Here is a 24494-nt window from a genome sequence, read left to right as displayed (position 1 = left end):
AATTTGAGTGGGGGTGAAAACCTACTTGCTCAAAAATTAACCAAGGCACAATTTGGGCACAAAATGGGCACACAAGATTTTTAAGCGATTTTTCTGTGCCCAAAATCACAAAAGTGGTCAAATTATTTACTTCGCAAAAACCGCCCAAGCCCTTGATATCACTGCAATAAAAAAGCCCCAATCAATCGACTGGGGCTTTTGGAATATGGTAGGCATAATCTGACTCGAACAGACGACCCCCACCATGTCAAGGTTTGCCACGATTCGAATCTTATTTTATATTAATGTACTTTAATATATATTTTCTTTAATATCAATGATTAATAATACGTAATTCCTTTATCAATTTAAATGATTTAAAGCATACTAGAAATTTACGGGCACGAAAAAAATTCAAAAATTAGAATTTTTTTACCCCCCACCCTTTCACTTCATTTAAGAAAAATAACGTAATTCTCCAAAATTTTATTAAAATATATTAAACTATTTTTTAATTTAAAGTAAAATTAACAATAGTAATTGTTGTTCTCAATAATATATTCATGATTCTATCGAGAGTAATACCTTGCGGTGGAAATTTACCTTCATGGTAGTGGATAGCTTGGTCAAGATTAAGCATTGTGATTATGTTGTAAATCACTTTTTAAGAATTTTGATTGACAAAGAAAGTTATCACTCATGAATGATTGACAAAATAGCTTGTAAATCATATTGAGCGATTTTTGATTGACAAGGCTAGTTTTTGAAAGCTTTCTTAACTGCTTTAAATAGCTGTTGCCATAATGTATCATCTGCTAAAAAAGGCATTTCTTTCACCAGTTTTTGGCTTCGTTCACCCTGATTGTCCCTGATGCTACGGATGATTCTATCGGCATAATCATTTGGCATATCCATCAGCTCTTTTATCGCATCACGTGCTTGATTGTGTTGATACAAATAATGGCTTTCTTGATATAAATCATCTTGAATGACACGGGATACAAGCTTGGCTAAATACAGCACGTGCGGCGTCAAATCCAAAAAACGCCAAATCGGCAATGCATTGTCAACATTACCCAAGTGCAAGTTAGACTTGATACCATCTTCAAAGATTTGCGTGGTCTCAAATTGATATTCACCGATCAATTTTGCCATTAGCGGCTTAGAGACGGTATCTAGTATTTTGTCATAATCACGGCGATGTTGTGTGCTGTCACTGATGGCAGATGAAATCGGCAAAATCATCGGTTCACTTAATATTCCATCTCGGTATAGTAAATCATTGACTAAAAACCGATGCACTCGGCCATTACCATCGGCTAATGGATGAATATACACAAAGGCAAAACTTAACACCGCTGCTCGCATAATAGAAGGTTGCCCTTGCGTAACATCAAAAAAGCTCTGTAACCCTGCCAACATGTTGACAACTTGCTCAAAAGGCGGCGCAATGTAGTGGACTATTGGGGTAAAGGTGCGCTGCTCGATCTGTCCAATAAATACTGGAGACTTTCGAATTCCCAATTGCGGTAATGCGGTCTTCTCCCCTAAAATTGCCTGTTGTAACTGCGTTAATTCACTATCGGTTATAGGTAGGTCGCCTTTTCCCGTCCGCTGAGCGATCACTTGGGCAAAGCGCTCAATGCGTTTGGTCTGTTTACCCTCCCCTTCAATTATAAAACTGGCTTTACTTTCCCGTAAAGTTAACCATACTGCTGAGCGTAATAGTAAATCTTCACCAAATTCATGATTAAGCGACTGCAGCATTTGTACGATATCAAGTTGTGCAGCTTGTTCAACTTGCGTGGTTTTTACCACCATTGGGCAAAAATCTGGCGTACCTGCCAAATTATTATTAATACGCCAACGACTATTTTTAGTGACTTTATCGGGCGATGCGGTGACTACCTTAGCATCATCTAGCGCATCAACATAGTTGCCACTAATATTGGCAGTAATGGTTAAAGTATTCCCCGTAAACCATTCGTATAAAAAGCCTGCACGTCTGGCATATTGTCCGGTGGGCTCATTAGTTATCCAGTCAACCAATAGAGAACCATCGACCTGATGAAATAGTCGATACATTAGCTCATAGTGCGGAATTTCATGACGTAGATAAAATTGCAAATGAGCGATCACAGTGTCGGCTGGTTGTTTGCTAAACTGATAAACTTCTTCTCTAAAATCATCTTCTAGATGGCTTTCTCGGCGCCCCCCTAGACGGCTTACTAAATACAATGGGAACGCCAACTCAATGTTAAAATATTGAATAAGCCAGACTGCGCCAATTGGATTTTTGATAGAATGATACGATTCTTTAAAAAGACGCATAACTAACCATTGCAACATAGTATTTATTTAAAAAGGATTGTGCAGAAAATTAGTAATAAATGCAACAAAATAGATATTTCAATAAATTATGCAACAAAATAATTTTATTTTTATATTTTGTATTGATTAAATTACAGGCATTTGTACTATTAATCCCTTCTTAATATTATTTTGCTTGCATGACGGTATACTCCTAAATATTGAAGCCTCCCATGCCTTCAGTTCATATAAATAATTCATAATTGAATGATTAAATGTTAAAATAGCCATTAAAATATCAAAAATGAATTATTAATGGATGCTCATTTAATATGCGATTTGACTTCTATACACCCTCAGAATTTAGTAAGTCACTGGGCAAACGCTTAAAACAGCAGCGTTTGTACCAGAATCTGACGCAGGTTGAACTTGCCCAAAGGGCTGGCATTGGACTAAGTACCGTTTCTCGTATTGAGTCAGGAGAAGGAGGAACGCTCGATAACGTTATCCGCTATGCCATGTCGGTAGGGCTAGTGAATGAATTTGCCGACCTGTTTGCAAATAACCCTAAGACGATTGATGAAGTGATAGCACAAAAAACGCTACGCAAACGCGCTTCAAGCAAATTGTAAGTGATATGGATATTAGACTACAATTTGGTATTTAGCCACGAGATGTGAGAGGAAGTGAAAGGATATGGCTATTCAAAAAATCCTTCAATCATCAATACCAGATGTGAGACTGTAAAATATTTTGTGTAAACCTCATTATAAAACATAAGTTTACACAGGAAAATATCAATGAAAGATTCAACAGAAGTTTTGCTTGAAGAACTATTAAAAGACTACCAAACCCCCGAAAAAATCTTGGGTGAAAACGGTATCTTAAAACAACTCACTAAACGACTTGCCGAACGAGCCTTACAAGCCGAAATGACCCATCATCTTGGCTACGCCAAACACGACTACCAAAGCAAAGCTAATAAAGAAACGCTTGATGACTTCATCAATCATGAACCTAAAAATGATTGGCTTGAGGACGAACAGCCATCAGCTGAAGAAGAAACTATCCAGCCTAGTACCCTAAGCGGAGAAACCGTATCACTTGCAGGCAAACCCGCTCGTAAGAATAGCAATGCCCGTAACGGCACCACTAAAAAAACCGTCCGTACTGACTTTGGTAAAATACAACTTGACGTACCAAGGGATCGAGTAGGCAGCTTCGAGCCACAATTTGTTAAAAAGCATGAACGCACGTTAAACGGCTTTGACGACAAAGTAATATCTCTATACTCTCGGGGCATGAGCACCCGTGACATTCAAGCGCACTTAAAAGAAATCTATGGCGTTGACGTTTCCTCCACCTTTATCTCAACGGTTACCGACAGCGTACTGGATGAAGTCAAACAATGGCAACAGCGTCCACTTGAACCGATTTACCCTGTCGTCTATCTTGACGGATTGGTGGTTAAAAATCGAGAAGAAGGCATTGCTCATAATAAATGTGTTTATCTGGCTTTAGGCATCAACACCGAAGGTCGAAAAGATGAGGAACGATTATAGTTCCGCAAGGGTCTTTGGATTGCCAAGAATCACTCGAGCACAGCTCTCGCCTTGCACTCGGGCGAAGCGATGCTTCGCTATTTCCTCGTTCAGGGGCCAAGTTCTGGCTATCGGTAATGAACGAGCTTAAAAACCGTGGGGTTAATGATATCTTTATTGCCTGCTGTGATGGACTAAAAGGCTTTCCTGAAGCAATTGAAACGGTATTTCCTAAAACCAAGGTTCAACTGTGTATTGTCCACCAAGTTAGAAACTCATTGAAGTATGTCAGCTATAAACAAAGAAAAGAAATAGCCACTGATTTAAAAACCATCTATGGGGCTGATACCCTTGCTGAAGCGGAAGATAATTTACTTGCCTTTGCCGAAAAATGGGACGGCGAACATCCACAGATATCCAAGTCCTGGCAAGAAAACTGGGGTCGATTAACCACGTTCTTTGATTATCCCAAAGACATCAGACGGGTGATTTATACCACCAATACCATTGAATCATTGAATGCCAGTTTAAGAAAGGTGACGAGCACCAAAAAGACTTTCCCGAATGATGATGCGGTATTTAAGGCAATTTATATGGCGCTTATCAATACGATGCAGAAATGGACGATGCCGATTCAAAATTGGAAACCTGCAATGAGACAGTTTGTGATGTTATATGGTCATCGGGTGGAAAGGTATTAATATAGAATATTTGTTTGCTTTTTAACCAATCGCTAATTTGGGTCTATTTTTAGGTTTACACAAAAATTCTTGCAATCTCGCGGATTGCTTACGGATGAAGTACAAGATTATGCAACAAATTGGCTGCGGCATTACAATCATGAAAGACCACACCAGGCCAACAAAGGAAGGCCTCCTCTAATGGCTGCTTAACCTCTACTTTTAACTTCGGTTATTTATGGGAGGATTACCTAGTTCGTATCTTAATTTGCTTAAACTGCCTTGATTAAAATCATTTTTATTTTCTAAACCTCTTAATTTTAAGGAAAAAGAGTATACAGTTACTTTATCAGCACAATATACTCCATTAATTCTTATTACCAATTAATATTTACTCGGCGATTTGGTGCTAGACATTCCACGGTTGAAGCAGATTTGGTTTGACCTTCACACTCTTTATAAATTCGGGTTGCTCCATTGGCATCGACTTTAATGTAATTCGGATCAATCCCCAGTTGAGCTAGCAAATAAGCCACGGTATTCGCACGCTGTGCAGATAAAACTTGGTTATAGTTAAAGTTACCCAATTTATCAGCATAACCCGTCACAGTAACCCGCTGGCTGCCGGACTGCTTAATGGCCTCTGCAATTTCTTCCACGCGGCTAAAGTCACGGTTAATCGCAGACTCATCATAACGGTCAAAGGCGAATAGTACGCTAGCTTGTGCAACTTGGGCATTCAGTCCTCCAACAACCAATGCATTTTTATCTACAGGTTGATTGTTGGCACCATATTGCGCCAAGCCCTGACAGGCTTCACCCTTCCAATAATATGCCTTGGCCAAGTAGTCTTTATCAAAATCGATACGTAACTGGCAGCGTTTGTATTGCTGGGTTTCAGGCACACGGATATCCAATACATAGTTCCATTCACGAACCCCAAACACGCCTTCGCTAAAATGTGGATGGCCCAAAATATAACGAATTTGGTCTTTGGTTAAGCCATTTTCCAGACGCAGTACCTGATCATATTCATAACGGTGAACTTGATCTAGGTAACTTTTTTTCACTTCTGGAAAATAAACGGACTCATCAGCCATCTGTAAATTAATCTGCTCTTTTGCATGTGTTAGACCACTCAGCACACCAGTTAAAAATACACAGCTTACAATTGTTTTTAATAAAGTTTTCATTGTCATCTCAATTCTTGATTAAATTTAAAAAACAAGTGGGAAAGAGCCATCATGCTCTTTCCCCACCATGCATTAATCAATTACACCACTGATACCAACACGTACACTTGGATCACCTGATGAACCGGCAGCAACACCACCAGCCAATGACCAGCGACCGTTATCCGCAGTTTTACGTAAAGTCAAACCAATTGCATTTTCACCGCCATGATAGGCAGCACCTGCCGCATAAGTGTATTTACCTGGAATGTACGGTGCATTTTCTAGTGCCATTGCCGCAGCAATACCTGCATTGGCTTTTTTCTCAACATCATCAATACGTTGATTTGTTGAGTAGAATGCTTGTTGTAACTGATCACCCAAATTTGTAATACGGTTACCCAATGCCTGATCGGCCTGATTGAGCGCACCTAATGCATCACCGACATTGTTATAAGAACCACCATTGACTTGATAATTTGGCGCATCAAAACTTTGCGTGATGTTGTTATAGCCAGCACCGCCGCCTAGGTATTGAGACAACTGCCCCATATTCACAGCATCGCTGTTTTGCACGCCATTGCTGACATTACTCACTACTTTACTGCCTGCATCAATACCGGAAGCGGTCACAGATGGACCATTTTTAATGCTCAAGCCACTGCTATCAATAGTGGTATTGCCAGCAACCACCTTATCAGTCGTTACAGTACCTGCATTAATATCCTTCGCTGTAACACTGTTCAGCGTAATATCATCAGCTGTTGACACCGTATAGTTAGTACTGCCATCTGCATTTGGATTGCTCACAACTTTGATATTGCTGCCTTCAGTCACAGTCGATTTAGATTGAACTGCGGTTTTGTTTACTGCTGCAATAGCATCGTTAATATTGCTTTGACCTGTTCCACCAATATTACTGAGATTTCCATTGGTGTCATAAGCACCAGCACCCATCATGTCGTGAATTTGACCACCATTCACAGCATCTTGAGAACCGGCAGCAATTTTACCGTCAGCAACATTGGTCACTTTTTGTTTGCCCGCATCGATACCATTTTTAGTTATGCTTGGGCCACCCGCAATGGTTAAACCATTATTATCAATTTTAGTGTCTCCGGTCGTTACACTGCCAGTTGCACCCAAATCAATATCTTTGTTTAAATCGACAATAATGTTATTGCCCTGATTTGAAACTATGACATTGCCATCTTTATTACTAAAATCAATAGTATCGTTTGGCTTCACATTGTTTGCTGTACCGCCATTGGTACTGACATTCCAGCCTTTATTGGCATTATTGGCCACTTGATTGACTGATTTGATTGCATCATCAATAGTACTTTCACCAGTACCACCAATATTGGACATGCTGAGCAGGCCGCCGTTATTGGCTGCATTACCGCCTAAAATAGATGCGACATTACTTTGCGCCTGGTTCAGCTGTTCTTCAGTCGCTGCACGGCCTTGAGATGCAAAATCACCACTTCCAAGTGTCTTATTACTCAAACCAGTCAATGTACCTTTCACTGAATCTAGCACCAGTGTGTTAGTGCCTTTTACAGTCAATTTACCTGCTTCAAGACTACTACTGCTCAACGTATTTCCAGTTGCATTCATTTCAGCTACAAATAAACCCGTATTACTTAATGATGCAGATTTTTTTCCATCCTTGTCTTGTGTAATTATGCCTGTTGCACTCAGAATAGATGTATTACCTAATATATCTGTCGATGTCACACTGTCAAATACCACATCTTTCTTCGTTGCTACAGTGACCTTATTCCCTGCCTGTTCAACCGCAATGTTGTCACCAGCAATAAACGTTACTGTTTCATCTGGCGTGATCTGTTTAACTGAACTACCTGCCACTGCACCCGTACCAGTTTTATCTGTCGTCAGTTTCCAGCCTGTATTGGCTATCGCTTTTACTGCATCAAGCTGACCACCATTTACTGCGTCTTTAGATCCTGCAGCAACTAGACCATCTGTTACTCCTGTGATCTTACCTGTCGATGCATCTAGCTTAATGCTGCCTGACTGTACCCCTGTCTTGTCAACAGAAACGACTGTACCTGTACCAGCACTATCCTTAATCGATAAACCGCCTGCATTGCTTAAGGACAAGGTATCGTTCAGGCTGTATTTGTAGGTATTCGTCGCCGCATCATAGGTCGCTGTTGTATTCGTACCATTTGCAAAGTTAACAGTGTCTCCCAGCTGTACATTGTCTGCTGGAATTACACCATTCACTGCAAAATTCAAACCTTTATCTGCCTGAGTCTTCGCATTGGTCGCAGTGTTATTTACCTGCTGAATTGCATCGTGAACCGTATTGGCTCCTGTAACTCCGCCAATATTGGTTGAAGTTAAATTGCCAGTTGCATCAATCTGTGTGCTGCTTCCCAATATATTCTTCACATTGTTTTGTGCTGTATATAGCTGACTGCCATTCACGGCATCTGTAGATGTTGAATTGACATCCCCAGCTTTAACATTGGTGATCTTCTGATTGCCTGCATTGATCCCTGTTTTGCTGATGCTTGGGCTGTTCGCAACCAGTGTGCCTGTACTATCAACAAAGCTTAAGCCTGAATTATTGATGACTGTGCCACCTGCAGTCACACTGTCAAATACCACATCTTTCTTCGTTGCTACAGTGACCTTATTCCCTGCCTGTTCAACCGCAATGTTATCACCAGCGATAAACGTTACTGTTTCATCTGGCGTGATCTGTTTAACTGAACTACCTGCCACTGCACCCGTACCAGTTTTATCTGTCGTCAGTTTCCAGCCTGTATTCGCTATCGCTTTTACTGCATCAAGCTGACTACCATTTACAGCATCTGTAGATCCTGCAGCAACAAGACCATCTGTTACTCCTGTGATCTTACCTGTCGATGCATCTAGCTTAATGCTGCCTGACTGTACCCCTGTCTTGTCAACAGAAACGACTGTACCTGTACCAGCACTATCCTTAATCGATAAACTGCCCGCATTGCTTAAGGACAAGGTATCGTTCAGGCTGTATTTGTAGGTATTCGTCGCCGCATCATAGGTCGCTGTTGTATTCGTACCATTTGCAAAGTTAACAGTGTCTCCCAGCTGTACATTGTCTGCTGGAATTACACCATTCACTGCAAAATTCAAACCTTTATCTGCCTGAGTCTTCGCATTGGTCGCAGTGCTATTTACTTGCTGAATTGCATCGTGAACCGTATTGGCTCCTGTAACTCCGCCAATATTGGTTGAAGTTAAATTTCCGGTTGGATCAATCTGTGTGCTGCTTCCCAATATATTCTTCACATTGTCTTGGGCTGTATATAGCTGACTGCCATTTACAGCATCTGTAGATGTTGAATTGACATCCCCAGCTTTAACATTGGTGATCTTCTGATTGCCTGCATTGATCCCTGTTTTGCTGATGCTTGGGCTGTTCGCAACCAATGTGCCTGCACTATCAACAAAGCTTAAGCCTGAATTATTGATGACTGTGCCACCTGCAGTCACACTGTCAAATACCACATTTTTCTTCGTTGCTACAGTGACCTTATTCCCTGCCTGTTCAACCGCAATGTTGTCACCAGCGATAAACATTACTGTTTCATCAGGACTGATCTGTTCTACCGAACTGCCCGCAACTACTCCTGTACCTGCTTTATCCGTAGTCAGTTTCCAGCCTTTTTTCGCTGTCGCTTCAACTGCTTGCAACTGACTAACATTCACTGCATCTGTCGCAGATTCACCCGCAGTTACGCCTGTGATTTTACCTGTAGATGCATCAAGCTTGATTGCACCGGCTTGTACACCACTGTTATCTACCTTTGTCGTACCTACAGTCAAACTGCCTGCATTGGTCAATGTAATGTTGTCATTCAGTCCATATTTGTAGGTATTGCTCGCTGCATCATAGGTCGCTGTGGTATTACTGCCATTGGCAAAGTTAATCGTATCGCCCAGTTTAACATTGTCGCCAGCTCCACCATTCACCGCAAAGTTCAAGCCTTTGTCTGCTGTCGCTTGTGCTGTATCTGCCAAGCCTTTGACTGTGCTAATTGCGCCATCAATAGTACTAGACGTTGTTCCGCCTATGTTATTTGCACTCAGACTGCCATTAGGGTTGACTGTTGTGCTACTACCCAATATATCAGCAACATCTTTTAACTGGCTACCATTAATCGCATCTGTGCTAGCATCACTAACTGTACCTGCTGCTACACCCGTAACTTTCTTGTTGCCTGCATTAATCCCCGTGGTCTTATTAATTACAACATCACCGACTGTAACTGTATCAAACGCTACATCTTTCGCTGTGGCAACAGTGACTTTATTACCTGCCTGTTCAACTGCAATGTTGTCACCAGCTACAAACGTCACTGTTTCATCAGGACTGATCTGTTCTACCGAACTGCCCGCAACTACTCCTGTACCTGCTTTATCCGTAGTCAGTTTCCAGCCTTTTTTCGCTGTCGCTTCAACTGCTTGCAACTGACTAACATTCACTGCATCTGTCGCAGATTCACCCGCAGTTACGCCTGTGATTTTACCTGTAGATGCATCAAGCTTGATTGCACCGGCTTGTACACCACTGTTATCTACCTTTGTCGTACCTACAGTCAAACTGCCTGCATTGGTCAATGTAATGTTGTCATTCAGTCCATATTTGTAGGTATTGCTCGCTGCATCATAGGTCGCTGTGGTATTACTGCCATTGGCAAAGTTAATCGTATCGCCCAGTTTAACATTGTCGCCAGCTCCACCATTCACCGCAAAGTTCAAGCCTTTGTCTGCTGTCGCTTGTGCTGTATCTGCCAAGCCTTTGACTGTGCTAATTGCGCCATCAATAGTACTAGACGTTGTTCCGCCTATGTTATTTGCACTCAGACTGCCATTAGGGTTGACTGTTGTGCTACTACCCAATATATCAGCAACATCTTTTAACTGGCTACCATTAATCGCATCTGTGCTAGCATCACTAACTGTACCTGCTGCTACACCCGTAACTTTCTTGTTGCCTGCATTAATCCCCGTGGTCTTATTAATTACAACATCACCGACTGTAACTGTATCAAACGCTACATCTTTCGCTGTGGCAACAGTGACTTTATTACCTGCCTGTTCAACTGCAATGTTGTCACCAGCTACAAACGTCACTGTTTCATCTGGCGTGATCTGTTCAACTGAACTACCTGCCACTGCACCCGTACCAGTTTTATCTGTCGTCAGTTTCCAGCCTTTTTTCGCTGTCGCTTCAACTGCTTGCAACTGACTAACATTCACTGCATCTGTCGCAGATTCACCCGCAGTTACGCCTGTGATTTTACCTGTAGATGCATCAAGCTTGATTGCACCGGCTTGTACACCACTGTTATCTACCTTTGTCGTACCTACAGTCAAACTGCCTGCATTGGTCAATGTAATGTTGTCATTCAGTCCATATTTGTAGGTATTGCTCGCTGCATCATAGGTCGCTGTGGTATTACTGCCATTGGCAAAGTTAATCGTATCGCCCAGTTTAACATTGTCGCCAGCTCCACCATTCACCGCAAAGTTCAAGCCTTTGTCTGCTGTCGCTTGTGCTGTATCTGCCAAGCCTTTGACTGTGCTAATTGCGCCATCAATAGTACTAGACGTTGTTCCGCCTATGTTATTTGCACTCAGACTGCCATTAGGGTTGACTGTTGTGCTACTACCCAATATATCAGCAACATCTTTTAACTGGCTACCATTAATCGCATCTGTGCTAGCATCACTAACTGTACCTGCTGCTACACCCGTAACTTTCTTGTTGCCTGCATTAATCCCCGTGGTCTTATTAATTACAACATCACCGACTGTAACTGTATCAAACGCTACATCTTTCGCTGTGGCAACAGTGACTTTATTACCTGCCTGTTCAACTGCAATGTTGTCACCAGCTACAAACGTCACTGTTTCATCAGGACTGATCTGTTCTACCGAACTGCCCGCAACTACTCCTGTACCTGCTTTATCCGTAGTCAGTTTCCAGCCTTTTTTCGCTGTCGCTTCAACTGCTTGCAACTGACTAACATTCACTGCATCTGTCGCAGATTCACCCGCAGTTACGCCTGTGATTTTACCTGTAGATGCATCAAGCTTGATTGCACCGGCTTGTACACCACTGTTATCTACCTTTGTCGTACCTACAGTCAAACTGCCTGCATTGGTCAATGTAATGTTGTCATTCAGTCCATATTTGTAGGTATTGCTCGCTGCATCATAGGTCGCTGTGGTATTACTGCCATTGGCAAAGTTAATCGTATCGCCCAGTTTAACATTGTCGCCAGCTCCACCATTCACCGCAAAGTTCAAGCCTTTGTCTGCTGTCGCTTGTGCTGTATCTGCCAAGCCTTTGACTGTGCTAATTGCGCCATCAATAGTACTAGACGTTGTTCCGCCTATGTTATTTGCACTCAGACTGCCATTAGGGTTGACTGTTGTGCTACTACCCAATATATCAGCAACATCTTTTAACTGGCTACCATTAATCGCATCTGTGCTAGCATCACTAACTGTACCTGCTGCTACACCCGTAACTTTCTTGTTGCCTGCATTAATCCCCGTGGTCTTATTAATTACAACATCACCGACTGTAACTGTATCAAACGCTACATCTTTCGCTGTGGCAACAGTGACTTTATTACCTGCCTGTTCAACTGCAATGTTGTCACCAGCTACAAACGTCACTGTTTCATCAGGACTGATCTGTTCTACCGAACTGCCCGCAACTACTCCTGTACCTGCTTTATCCGTAGTCAGTTTCCAGCCTTTTTTCGCTGTCGCTTCAACTGCTTGCAACTGACTAACATTCACTGCATCTGTCGCAGATTCACCCGCAGTTACGCCTGTGATTTTACCTGTAGATGCATCAAGCTTGATTGCACCGGCTTGTACACCACTGTTATCTACCTTTGTCGTACCTACAGTCAAACTGCCTGCATTGGTCAATGTAATGTTGTCATTCAGTCCATATTTGTAGGTATTGCTCGCTGCATCATAGGTCGCTGTGGTATTACTGCCATTGGCAAAGTTAATCGTATCGCCCAGTTTAACATTGTCGCCAGCTCCACCATTCACCGCAAAGTTCAAGCCTTTGTCTGCTGTCGCTTGTGCTGTATCTGCCAAGCCTTTGACTGTGCTAATTGCGCCATCAATAGTACTAGACGTTGTTCCGCCTATGTTATTTGCACTCAGACTGCCATTAGGGTTGACTGTTGTGCTACTACCCAATATATCAGCAACATCTTTTAACTGGCTACCATTAATCGCATCTGTGCTAGCATCACTAACTGTACCTGCTGCTACACCCGTAACTTTCTTGTTGCCTGCATTAATCCCCGTGGTCTTATTAATTACAACATCACCGACTGTAACTGTATCAAACGCTACATCTTTCGCTGTGGCAACAGTGACCTTATTCCCTGCCTGTTCAACCGCAATGTTGTCACCAGCGATAAACGTTACTGTTTCATCTGGCGTGATCTGTTCAACTGAACTACCTGCCACTGCACCCTTACCAGTTTTATCTGTCGTCAGTTTCCAGCCTGTATTCGCTATCGCTTTTACTGCATCAAGCTGACCACCATTTACTGCTTCTTTAGATCCTGCTGCAACAAGACCATCTGTTACTCCTGTGATCTTACCTGTCAACGCATCTAGCTTAATGCTGCCTGACTGCACCCCTGTCTTGTCAACAGAAACGACTGTACCTGTACCAGCACTATCCTTAATCGATAAACCGCCTGCATTGCTTAAGGACAAGGTATCGTTCAGGCTGTATTTGTAGGTATTCGTCGCCGCATCATAGGTCGCTGTTGTATTCGTACCATTTGCAAAGTTAACAGTGTCTCCCAGCTGTACATTGTCGCCAGCTCCACCATTCACCGCAAAGTTCAAGCCTTTGTCTGTGGCTGTCTTCGCATCTACACCTTTTTGAATATCGTTTTTGGTCACTGCACTTAAATCAACTGCATAATCCGTGACATTATTCGCATCTTTCGTGCCTGTACTCACTGTAACTGCTGTACTGCCTGCGGATACTTTTGACCCATCCGCATTAACAGTATAAGTTGTGCCTGTGCTGGTGCTGTTTGAGGTAACACTGGTGACATTGGTGCCTTTCACAACTGTTGATGATGCTTTTTTCACATCGGCGATGTTGGCTGCATTGGTGTCAACTGTACCGCCGCTGGCAACATTGCTAATGATGTTGCCGCCGGCATTGATGCCACCACTGGTGATGCTGACTGTTCTGGTGCTATCTATCGGGTTGGTGATAACAACGCCATTGGTATTGACAACCGTATTGCCTGCCGTCACTTTGTCAACATTAATATTTTTAGCTAAATCATAGTTAATAGTATTATCCGCACTGCGGGTAGCAACTAAATTTCCATCTGTATTGCGGAAATCAACTGTTTCACCTAGCTTAACTTTATCTGAATTAGCACCTTGGGCTGAGATACTGAAACCTTTATCAGTTAAAGTTGTAGTTAAAGTTGTATTTAGCTGATTTTGTGCAGAAAGCAACTGTTCCTCGGTCGCTGCTCGACCACTATTGTAAGTGCCTGCAGGATTCCACGTTGTATTGCTTAACCCAGTAACATCATTTGTCGAAGTATTTACCCTCACATTACCGGCTTTTAATCCAGTATCCGTTAAAGTATTGGTACCGACTTTAACTTCATTATTTTTTATGCTCGCAGAGCCTGTTGTCACACTACCATTGCTACCAAGATTTATTGTTTCAGCAAGACGAATATCCAGCTGATTTGTTCCATTGGCAACCACACCTATATTTCCAGTGGCAGCAAGTGTACCTGTTGCACCGCCTTTCACATTGAGCGTTTCACCAAGTTTACGCGATATTTGAGCCCCCGTATCACCAGCAAAGCTTAATGGTTGATTCACTGCGGTATCTAATGCAGTTAAGGCTGCACCTACATTACTGACCGTAGTTTTTGTACCTGTTCCTGCCGGGTTAGTTGTGACGGTATAACTTGGCGCACTAATTGCTCCAGTAGCTTGATTGGCTAATGCCCCACCACCTAATGCTTGTGCTGTTTTATTCGCTAGGTTGGCTAATTCTTCATTGGTTCGGAATAACTGGCTACCATTAATTGCATCAGTACTTAAATCAGATACTCGACCTGCAGCGACATTAATGATTTGACGTTCATTACGTTCACTGCCCACACTCACAGTTGATGTTGGATTTATGCCTGCATAACTATATTCTTTTCCGTTAATAACTGCGCCTGTTGTTGGAATTGCATTACCAGAAATCGATCCACTACCCAAGGCAACTGCATTTGTATGTGTAACTTTTGCATTAGTACCTAAAGCAAAACCATTGGTTGCAGATACATTAGCACCTGTCCCTATAGCATTCGAACTTTCAGCACCAGCTGTAGCTCCATTACCAAATGCATTCGCATTTAAACCTGCTGCATCTGCACTTTTACCTATAGCAGACGCATTGAGGCCACTTGCAACGGCACTTGTACCTAAAGCAAGCGTATCCTGTCTTAATGCTTCAGCCCCTTTACCCAATGCATTGGCATTCAGTCCCGTTGCTTGAGCAGCACTACCTATTGCTGTTGCATCCTGTTTATCTGCATAGGCATTTTTGCCCAGTGCATTGGCATTTATACCTGTGGCCTGAGCAGCAGTACCGATTGCACTCGCATTTTCAGCATAGGCTTTTGCCTGATTACCAATCGCATTACTACTGACGCTGGTCGCTTGTGCATTATTACCGAGAGCAGTGGCACTCGTTGCACTGGCTCTTGCACTTTTACCGATTGCATTACTATTCGCACCTGTCGCTTGTGCATCATCACCAATAGCATTCGCGCTGGTACCCGTCGCACGTGATTCATTACCAACAGCAGTTGCATTATTTGCTGTAACTAGTGCCTTACGACCAATTGCCGTACCTTGTTCACCTTTAAGTACCTGTGCTTCATGACCAATCGCCGTACCGTTATTTGCATCAACAAATGATTTACGACCAATCGAGATGCCCTGATCGGCTTTGGCGACCTCTGCATCACTACCGACCACAATCGCATAATGTGGCATATCTGCTGAATTATCATTGTCTGCCTGTGCATTTGTTCCGATAGTGATACTGTCTGTACCTTTACTCTGGGCCGTTGTACCTATCGCGACATTATTCTCATTATAAGCATGTGCCTGATCGCCTATGGCAACGGATGAGCGCTGTTCAGAGATCGTTTTATAACCAATTGCGACACTTTGTTTATCTTGTACATTTGTATCAAAACCGAGAGATACACTATTATTTGCATTATTACCCGTGAGTGCTCCCGCACCTATTGCCAAAGAGTCTGTCGCAGCGGCACTGGTATTATTTTTATTGGCTGACCTTGAACTATTAATGGAGACATATTTCACCATTCCTGTCGCAATTGCATCATCTAGCTGCTGCTTGTTGACCGCAGAATTGCCTGTTGTTCCAGCTGCAACGTTTTTTAATTCTGTTCCGCCACTTCCACCAAATGAAACCTGTTTCTGACTTGAATCCGTATATACCACCGTATTGGCTGGTGCTGTTCCACTTCCTGTCGATAGTGCTTCTATCGCACCTTGTACACTATAAGACGTACCATTGACTTTAAAACTTAATGTACCATCTGGATTAATGGTTGTATCATTACCCAATACATTTTTGATATTCTGATTTAACTGTTTCAGCTGATTAACATTGACAGCATCTGTTCCTGCGGCACCATCAGCTACATTGGTTATTCTTCTTTGAGTTAATGAGTTACCTATAGATACAACATTTACACCTGAACCACTATTATAAGCGTCGGTTAAATAACCGCCTCCAATAGAATTACTATTTGCAACGCTCGAAATACCTAAAGCGACATTCGATGCTCCTGCACGTGCATCACTCCCTAGAGCAACACCCCCTTGTCCATCGACCTTGGCATTGGAACCAACAACAACGGCATTATAACCAACAGATCCTCCAACCCCATTTTCTGCTTTTGCCTGGTAACCCAGCACAACTGCGCCATCCAAAGCATTGGTTTGATGACCTAATGCAACGGAATTTTGTAATGAACCATTGTTACCCTTATTGCTTTCACTACCAATAGAAATATTATTATTGCCTGTGAAATTGGAACCGGCTTCAGAACCAATCGCAATATTAAAATCGGCACTACCGGTTTTGCCTGAGTCCAGATTTTGACCTGCCTCTACACCGATTGCAATATTACGGTTACCACTAACATTTTGACCTGCCTGCTTACCAATGGCAATGTGTGCTGTCCGGTCACTTTTAGCATCCTGAGTCGAACCTATTCCTGCCTGGTAACCCACTGACACGCCGTACTCCGTATCTGTTTGGGCTCCCTGACCTACGGAGATTGCTCCAACCTGTGTTGCCTTGGCCTGATCACCGACAACAACCGCATTGATTACAGCCTGTGACTCTGCACCGATTGAGATAGCATTTTCACCTAAAGCCTGGGCACGGCGACCCGTAGCAATCGCATCCTTGGCTACAGCTTGAGCAGCATCACCAAGTGCAACACTTGACTCACCTGTTGCCAGGTTAGATGTACCTACAGCCAAACTATTTTTCCCGGCTGAAAGATTCGCTCCGCTACTTAATAAAGTCAGGAAACTATCTCTTTGAGCAGCGCTAACTGATACACCATTAATCGTAATAATATTATTTGGATTTTGACCGTTCGTACCCGGATCTGTTGTAACAGGAATACCATCAACAGCAATAATTCGATTATTATCGTTTATATCCGTTGTATATACAGGTGTACGTGGTGTACCTGTAGTTGAACCAATTGATGTACTATTTAATCCTAACGCGACTGCTTCCTTACCAATAGCGACGTTATTATCTCTATAAGCAAATGATTTCTCGCCAATACTAATACTGCCTGTAGCCATTGCATTGGCCGTTTTCCCCATACTAATGCTTGAATCCGCAGCAGCAACTGACTGATCTCCAATAGAGATTGCACTTTTACCCTGCGCTTGGGATTGCGGTCCGATTGCAACAGATTCATCACCGTTCGCTTGCGCATCCGCTGCTGTCGATTTGGCACGGAAATACTTAATGCCATTATAATCTTTACTTGGATCAACACTTAAAAGTGTCTTGATCTGTCCCAGATTAACTGCATCCGTATCGGCCGTACCGACTGCTAGTTTGGTAATTTTCTGATTATTTAAATCAGCCCCACTATTTAATGTGGCTAATCCGGTAACACCTAATGTGCCTGTAACTGTGGTTGCACCAGTAATTGCTGCACCATTTTTGCTTACAGTTAATTTATCATTCAGTGTGGTTGTACCTGTAACACCTAATGTGCCTGTAACCGTCGTTGCACCAGTAATTGCTGCACCATTTTTACTTACAGTTAATTTATCATTCAGTGTGGTCGTGCCTGTGACACCTAATGTACCGCCAACAGTTGCATTATTGGTTACAGCCAACGAATTCGCATTCACTGCACCTGTCGTCGTGACCGTTGTAAAATTAGGGTTATCTATTGTTTTTACAGTATAAACTGTTTGTCCATCACTACCTGTAGTCGGGGTGACACTGATATTTGTTCCTGCTGCAACTTCTGTTTTTGATGCCTTGACCTGTCCGTAATTCGCCGCATCTGTATTTGCCGTACCTGCCGCCAATCCTGTAATCTGTTTGCTATTTAAATTTGCACCATTATTTAAATTTGCTGTATTTGTTACATTTAAAGTACCGCCTACTGTAGTATTTCCTGTGACACCCAATGTACCGCCAACAGTTGCATTATTGGTTACAGCCAACGAATTCGCATTCACTGCACCTGTCGTTGTGACCGTTGTAAAATTAGGGTTATCTATTGTTTTTACAGTATAAACTGTTTGTCCATTACTACCTGTGGTCGGGGTGACACTGATATTTGTTCCTGCTGCAACTTCTGTTTTTGATGCCTTGACCTGTCCGTAATTCGCCGCATCTGTATTTGCCGTACCTGCCGCCAATCCTGTAATCTGTTTGCTATTTAAATTTGCACCATTATTTAAATTTGCTGTATTTGTTACATTTAAAGTACCGCCTACTGTAGTATTTCCTGTGACACCCAATGTACCGCCAACAGTTGCATTATTGGTTACAGCCAACGAATTCGCATTCACTGCACCTGTCGTCGTGACCGTTGTAAAATTAGGGTTATCTGTAATACTGACCTGATTATCACTACCAACTTTTGTTACAGTGATATTTTTCCCATCTCCCGTTACATCTGCATAAGCAGGTATGACTATCCCTGAAGCGATGACAATTGCTGCCCCTACCGTTACTTTTGCCGTTTTGGTTTTTGTTTTACTTTTTGCATTTTCCGAAACCGCAACCCATGCCCCTATGGAAGCATTCCAAACTACTCTATAGATCCTATTCATCATTACACCTTTTATTTATATGATTTATAACTTATAAAAAATAATGTGATTAACTGAAGTTACGCACCGCTAATAGCCTTAAGCTGGGCAAAAGCCGACTGATTAGCGGATACGAGTAACTTCAAACGCAAAGCAAAGTGATTTAACTTGGTTTTGATTTTCAAACACTCAAGCTTAAACACCGCATACGTGGCTAAAAACATATGATTAAACCGAGCCCTTTGGCTATGAGCAGGCGACTTACCCAAATTGGCATTTTGCTTTAACGACTTATGATACACTTCAACCTGCCATCGTTTTTGATAGCCGTTGATAAATTTATCCTTGTCGCATTGCAAATCTGAGCATACCAGATATAACACCCCTGTAGAATCGTCCTTGTTTGTAAAGACTCGGCGTAATAACAAGACTTCATCATGATAGTCATTTAAAAAGCCGCGAACAGGGGTATTATCGGGTAGATTAGATTCATCAATACGTACAAAGTTACCTTTTTCTCTATCATCCGGGGTTAAAGCCACCAAGCGATTTGACTTTAACGCAAAGATGAAATGCTTGTTAGCTTTACGAATATGTTTGAATGTCGCTTTGGCTGAAAACCAAGAATCAGCTAATACATAGTCGAATTTGACTTGGTTTTTGATTGCCCTATCAAACATATCAAGCAGTCGCTGATTTTTGGTTTTATCACTTTTACGTTTAACCTTGCCTTTGTCATCGGTAAAGACATTGGGTTTGGTGATGATGTCAAAGCTTAAGGGTATGTCGATATCTTTGCGATGATACAGACATTTAAGCAGGTTAATGCCTTTAACATTTTTGTTTTGAGTGTGGTCGTAGTACCAGCAGTTGATGTCGTCGACGCTTGTGTGCGGTTTGGGCTGTATGGTGTCATCAAAGATGAGATAGCCGATGGCATTGGGTGTGGCATTTTCATGCTGTCTTAGCATGGGTTTAATCAGTTGCCATTGTTCTTTGGCGGCGAGTGTTTCACTGTTTAGAAAGCGGGTGATGCTGTCATGGTAGATGCTCCCTTGTAGTAGATTGGCAAGTCCTGTGGCGGTGGTTTGCCCAAAACTTGCAATGAGGTAGTCGCTGTAGAGTTCTATCATGTCTTTGTTCATTTGTTTACTCTCGCTGACTGCTTTTTTTGTTATGATAGCGCTTTTTTAAAGGGCTGCGTAACTTCAGTGATTAATATCTCATACTCTAAGGAGATTGCAAATTTTTTTGTGTAAACCTAAAAAATAACCTAAAATATCACATCTAAATTTAATAAACAATAATCTACATTAATACCCCTCCACCCGATGACCGTATAACATCACAAACTGTCTCATTGCAGGTTTCCAATCTTTAATCGGCATCGTCCATTTCTGCATCGTATTGATAAGCGCCATATAAATCGCCTTAAATACCGCATCATCATTTGGGAAAGTCTTTTTGGTGCTCGTCACCTTTCTTAAACTGGCATTCAACGATTCAATGGTATTGGTGGTATAAATCACCCGTCTGATGTCTTTGGGATAATCAAAGAACGTGGTTAATCGCCCCCAGTTTTCTTGCCAGGACTTGGATATCTGTGGATGTTCGCCGTCTCATTTTTCGGCAAAGGCAAGCAGATTATCTTCTGCTTCAGCAAGGGTATCCGCCCCATAGATGGTTTTTAAATCAGTGGCTATTTCTTTTCTTTGTTTATAGCTGACATACTTCAATGAGTTTCTAACTTGGTGGACAATACACAGTTGAACCTTGGTTTTAGGAAATACCGTTTCAATCGCCTCAGGAAAGCCCTTTAGCCCATCGCAGCAAGCGATAAAAATATCTTGGACACCCCGATTTTTAAGCTCGTTCATTACTAAAACCCAGAACTTGGCCCCTGAACGAGGAAATAGCGAAGCATCGCTTCGCCCGAGTGCAAGGCGAGAGCTGTGCTCGAGTGATTCTTGGCAATCCAAAGACCCTTGCGGAACTATAATCGTTCCTCATCTTTACGCCCTTCAGTATTAATGCCAAGCGCAAGGTAAACACATTTATTATGAGCAATGCCTTCTTCTCGGTTTTTGACCACCAACCCGTCAAGATAGACGACAGGGTAAATTGGTTCAAGTGGACGCTGTTGCCATTGTTTGACTTCATCCAGTACGCTGTCGGTGACGGTGGAGATAAAGGTAGATGAAACGTCAACGCCATAGATTTCTTTTAAGTGAGCTTGAATGTCACGGGTGCTCATGCCCCGAGAGTATAGAGATATTACTTTGTCGTCAAAGCCGTTTAACGTGCGTTCATGCTTTTTAACAATTACTCAGGCATAGCCTTCGTCTTGCACTCGGGCGAAGCGATGCTTCGCTATTCCCTCGTTCAGGCTCGAAGCTGCCTGCTCGATCCCTTGGTACGTCAAGTTGTATTTTACCAAAGTCAGTACGGACGGTTTTTTTAGTGGTGCCGTTACGGGCATTGCTTTTTTTACGAGCGGGTTTGCCTGCAAGTGATACGGTTTCTCCGCTTAGGGTACTAGGCTGGATAGTTTCTTCTTCAGTTGATGGCAGTTCTTCAAGTAAATCATCATCGGTGTTGTGATTGATGAAGTTATCAAGCGTTTCTTTATTAGCTTTGCTTTGGTAGTCGTGTTTGGCGTAGCCGAGATGATGGGTCATTTCGGCTTGCAGTGCCCGTTCAGCGAGTCGTTTGGTGAGTTGTTTTAAGATACCGTTTTCACCCAAGATTTGTTCGGGGGTTTGGTAGTCTTTTAATAGTTCGTCAAGTAAAACTTCTGCCCGTTCTTTCATTGATATTTTCCTGTGTAAACTTATGTTTTATAATGAGGTTTACACAGAATATTTTACAGTCTCGGATATGGCTATTCAAAAAATCCTTCAATCATCAATACCAGATGTCAACATCGCTTAGCTTAGTATCTTCGGGCAGTATGGCAGTTACCTGCTCTATGAAGTTTTTTTAAAGGCTTCTTGGGCGTTAATGTCAGCCTGCGGGTGCTTACTTCTGGCACTTATCCAACTCATACCAATTCGAGCTAGTAGTTCGTAGATGCCATTGACGCTATAGCTTGCTTGGAAATGCTCGTGAGCAAGCTTTTGGATGTCTTGTCCTGTCAGTCTGCCGCCACCCCGTTTTGCTTGGCTGTCGACAATCAGTTGTTTAAAGCTTTCTATGTACTCGGGAGCCAATTTGCTGTTTCTGCCGCTTCTTGGTTTGTCATAGAGGCTATCAAGCCCTGATGCTTGGTAGCGTCTACGAGTACGTCGTGCAGTCTCAATGTTGATGTTGAGGTTTTCTGCAATCTCAAAGCTGTGTTTGCCAATGCGATATTGGTAAAGGATGTAAAGACGTGTTCTGGCTCTGGCGTTACTTTCAGTTTTGGCCAGTTCGCCAAAGTCATAATCATCTAGGCTGTGTTTTGGGTTTGATTCTTTCATATAGCTATAATACTATATTTTATGGGTTTGGTATAAGTACACCGCTTTCAGCTTTTCTGTGCCAGTTCGCTAATGTATTCATAGGTATGCCGAGTTCTTTGGCGGTTTGGCTGATATTGTTTTGATTTTCTTTGATTTTGGCGATGGCTTCGGCTTTGAAAGTGTCGCTGTATTCTACTCTTTTCCTGGTCATGGTAAACTCCTGTTTAGGTTGTTAGTTTACCAAATATTTTTCTCCGTTTTTTTCAGCATACATCACTCCTAGTACTGAAGTAAAATACTGTTATAAAATTCATCATTTGCTGTTTTTTAGCTTGACGTACATATTGCTATGCCCTGTTTCTGGGTTTTCTCTCATCTCAAATTTAAATAAATCAGTATACTTTTTCACCAAGTCCGTTAATTTTTTACAACCATAGGTTCTTGGGTCAAAATCAGTTTGCAGTAATCGCCATTTTTGACCCAGTAGCCCTGCGGATATCCATTCGCTTTCACTGTCTTCAAATATTTTTTTAATGGTATCTTTGGGTAGTTGAATATCTAAGGTGGGAGCAACTTGCTCTGTAGCTGGTAAAGCCTTTTCATTTGGCTTTGTAGATTGTTCAGCCTTAATGTTTGGTTCTTGACTTTCTAAGCTTTGTAGGTTTTCAATGTAGATAAAGCGAGTGCAGGCATTGCGAAAGGCTTCTGGGGTTTGCATTTTACCAAAACCATAGACAATTGCCCCTTGCTCTTTGAGCCTTATGGCTAATGCGGTAAAGTCACTATCACTGGATACCAAGCAAAAACCATCGAAACGCCCTGTATACAGTAGGTCCATCGCATCAATAATCATGAACCCATCTGTGGCATTTTTACCCGTGGTAAAGGCAAATTGCTGCATCGGCTTAATTGCATGGGCATTAATCGTTTCTTTCCACTGGCCATTTTTAGAAACAAAGTTACCGTAGATACGTTTAACCGTGGCTTCACCATACTTAGTGACTTCTTCCAAAATGGCCTTGATGTCTTTAGCAGCCACATTGTCATCATCAATAAGCACGGCAAGGCGATTGGTGTTTTCTTCAACAACGTTTAAAGTGGTTTTGACGGTTGCCATAATTTGCTGCCCTTAGCCTGTGAGCGATTATTTGGTTAAAGCATCGTCTAGCGCTTTATCATAAGCTTCTCGTTTTTCTAGGACTTTATCCAACAGTGCAATACCTGCATTGATATCACCTTTAGCGGCTCGGGCTTTAAATCGGGTTTCAATATCGTATTTGGCAATCATCAACGTCATGGCTTCATCGATTAATTTATTAACACTCACCCCGCGAGATACCGCAAGGTTTTTGATGCGTTCATGTTTATCATCAGTGACTCTAAGTGTGATAACGGACATCTGGGTTCTCCAATAATTGTTTAGGGGTAATTACTTTAAAGCTATCAAATACAAGTTCGCTTTGACGAAAGTCTTTTAAATTCTTGGTCACGATATAATGAGCATTTCCAGCAACCGCTAATTCCACAATAAAATTATCGCCTTCATCCTTTAAATTTGGTCGCCATAGATAGCTGACATCAATTAACCGACACACTGAATATAACGCATTAAATAGTATTTCTCTCTCTTCAAAGTTTAGCGCAACGGGATGGTCAAATACAGATTCTCGACCTATCAAATCTTCATACTCAAATAAAAGTGCATGGCTAACTAACGGTTTAAAATCCCCTGTTAAACAGCCTCGAATGACCAAGTTGTCATAGCGTGAGCCGAGGCAAGCACCAACAAGGATGTTAGTATCTAAAATAATATTCATAAAAAATGCTATCGTATGTGATAGCATTGATTATAATAGATTTATAGGCTGAATGATAGTGCACAAACATTGACTATAAAAATGGCTTTCTACCCCTTTATAATAC

General features: G+C 42.1%; 10 protein-coding genes and 3 pseudogenes. 3 read left to right on the top strand and 10 right to left on the bottom strand.

The genetic code is table 11. The annotated features are described in order from the left end of the window. Nucleotides 1–735: 735 nt before the first annotated feature. Nucleotides 736–2310: a Fic family protein gene (locus ACAM37_RS01370; protein ID WP_095356990.1), complete on the bottom strand. Its 1575-nt coding sequence runs from the start codon at nucleotides 2308–2310 to the stop codon at nucleotides 736–738. A 311-nt stretch (nucleotides 2311–2621) separates the two neighbouring features. Between ACAM37_RS01370 and ACAM37_RS01365 the strand changes: the two genes are divergently transcribed. The 3 genes and pseudogenes from ACAM37_RS01365 (at nucleotide 2622) to ACAM37_RS01350 (ending at nucleotide 4723) form a co-directional block, all read left to right on the top strand. Further along, nucleotides 2622–2921, top strand: a complete 300-nt coding sequence (locus ACAM37_RS01365; protein ID WP_099808518.1) for a helix-turn-helix domain-containing protein — start codon at nucleotides 2622–2624, stop codon at nucleotides 2919–2921. 168 nt (nucleotides 2922–3089) lie between these two features. Next, nucleotides 3090–4531: pseudogene (locus tag ACAM37_RS01355) on the top strand (IS256 family transposase). Nucleotides 4532–4576: 45 nt separating this feature from the next. Beyond that, nucleotides 4577–4723 (top strand): integrase core domain-containing protein, encoded by a 147-nt coding sequence (locus tag ACAM37_RS01350; RefSeq protein ID WP_157819398.1) that lies wholly within the window; start codon nucleotides 4577–4579, stop codon nucleotides 4721–4723. 164 nt (nucleotides 4724–4887) lie between these two features. On the opposite strand, the gene tpgA is transcribed toward ACAM37_RS01350, so the two are convergent. From tpgA to ACAM37_RS01305, 9 genes and pseudogenes are all read right to left on the bottom strand, one after another. After that, the gene (gene tpgA, locus ACAM37_RS01345; RefSeq protein WP_369626363.1) at nucleotides 4888–5703 is read right to left on the bottom strand and encodes a trimeric autotransporter adhesin/peptidogylcan-associated protein TpgA; all 816 of its coding nucleotides are present in this window, start codon (nucleotides 5701–5703) and stop codon (nucleotides 4888–4890) included. Nucleotides 5704–5775: 72 nt separating this feature from the next. Next, entirely contained in the window at nucleotides 5776–19155 is a 13380-nt protein-coding gene (locus tag ACAM37_RS01340) for an ESPR-type extended signal peptide-containing protein (RefSeq protein ID WP_369626362.1), read from the bottom strand. Nucleotides 19156–19211: 56 nt separating this feature from the next. Next, complete coding sequence (locus ACAM37_RS01335; RefSeq protein ID WP_472826318.1) at nucleotides 19212–20276, bottom strand: IS701 family transposase; 1065 nt, start codon at nucleotides 20274–20276, stop codon at nucleotides 19212–19214. A gap of 168 nt (nucleotides 20277–20444) precedes the next feature. After that, a pseudogene (locus tag ACAM37_RS01330) lies at nucleotides 20445–21941 on the bottom strand (IS256 family transposase). A gap of 156 nt (nucleotides 21942–22097) precedes the next feature. Continuing rightward, nucleotides 22098–22589: a helix-turn-helix domain-containing protein gene (locus tag ACAM37_RS01325; RefSeq protein WP_095356860.1), complete on the bottom strand. Its 492-nt coding sequence runs from the start codon at nucleotides 22587–22589 to the stop codon at nucleotides 22098–22100. A gap of 34 nt (nucleotides 22590–22623) precedes the next feature. After that, a pseudogene (locus ACAM37_RS01320) lies at nucleotides 22624–22782 on the bottom strand (transposase); the annotation flags it as partial. A gap of 102 nt (nucleotides 22783–22884) precedes the next feature. Further along, nucleotides 22885–23688, bottom strand: a complete 804-nt coding sequence (locus ACAM37_RS01315) for an NYN domain-containing protein (RefSeq protein WP_095356859.1) — start codon at nucleotides 23686–23688, stop codon at nucleotides 22885–22887. 27 nt (nucleotides 23689–23715) lie between these two features. Continuing rightward, entirely contained in the window at nucleotides 23716–23970 is a 255-nt protein-coding gene (locus tag ACAM37_RS01310; protein ID WP_076777017.1) for a hypothetical protein, read from the bottom strand. Continuing rightward, complete coding sequence (locus ACAM37_RS01305) at nucleotides 23951–24388, bottom strand: putative toxin-antitoxin system toxin component, PIN family (RefSeq protein ID WP_369626360.1); 438 nt, start codon at nucleotides 24386–24388, stop codon at nucleotides 23951–23953. Before ACAM37_RS01305 ends, ACAM37_RS01310 begins: the two co-directional genes overlap by 20 nt. Nucleotides 24389–24494: the final 106 nt, after the last annotated feature.

Origin of the sequence: Moraxella sp. K23 (assembly GCF_041154765.1) — a bacterium.
In the GTDB taxonomy this organism is placed as follows: domain Bacteria; phylum Pseudomonadota; class Gammaproteobacteria; order Pseudomonadales; family Moraxellaceae; genus Faucicola; species Faucicola tetraodonis.
Note: the sequence above shows the minus strand (reverse complement) of the source record. Positions and strands in the feature narration are given on the sequence as shown.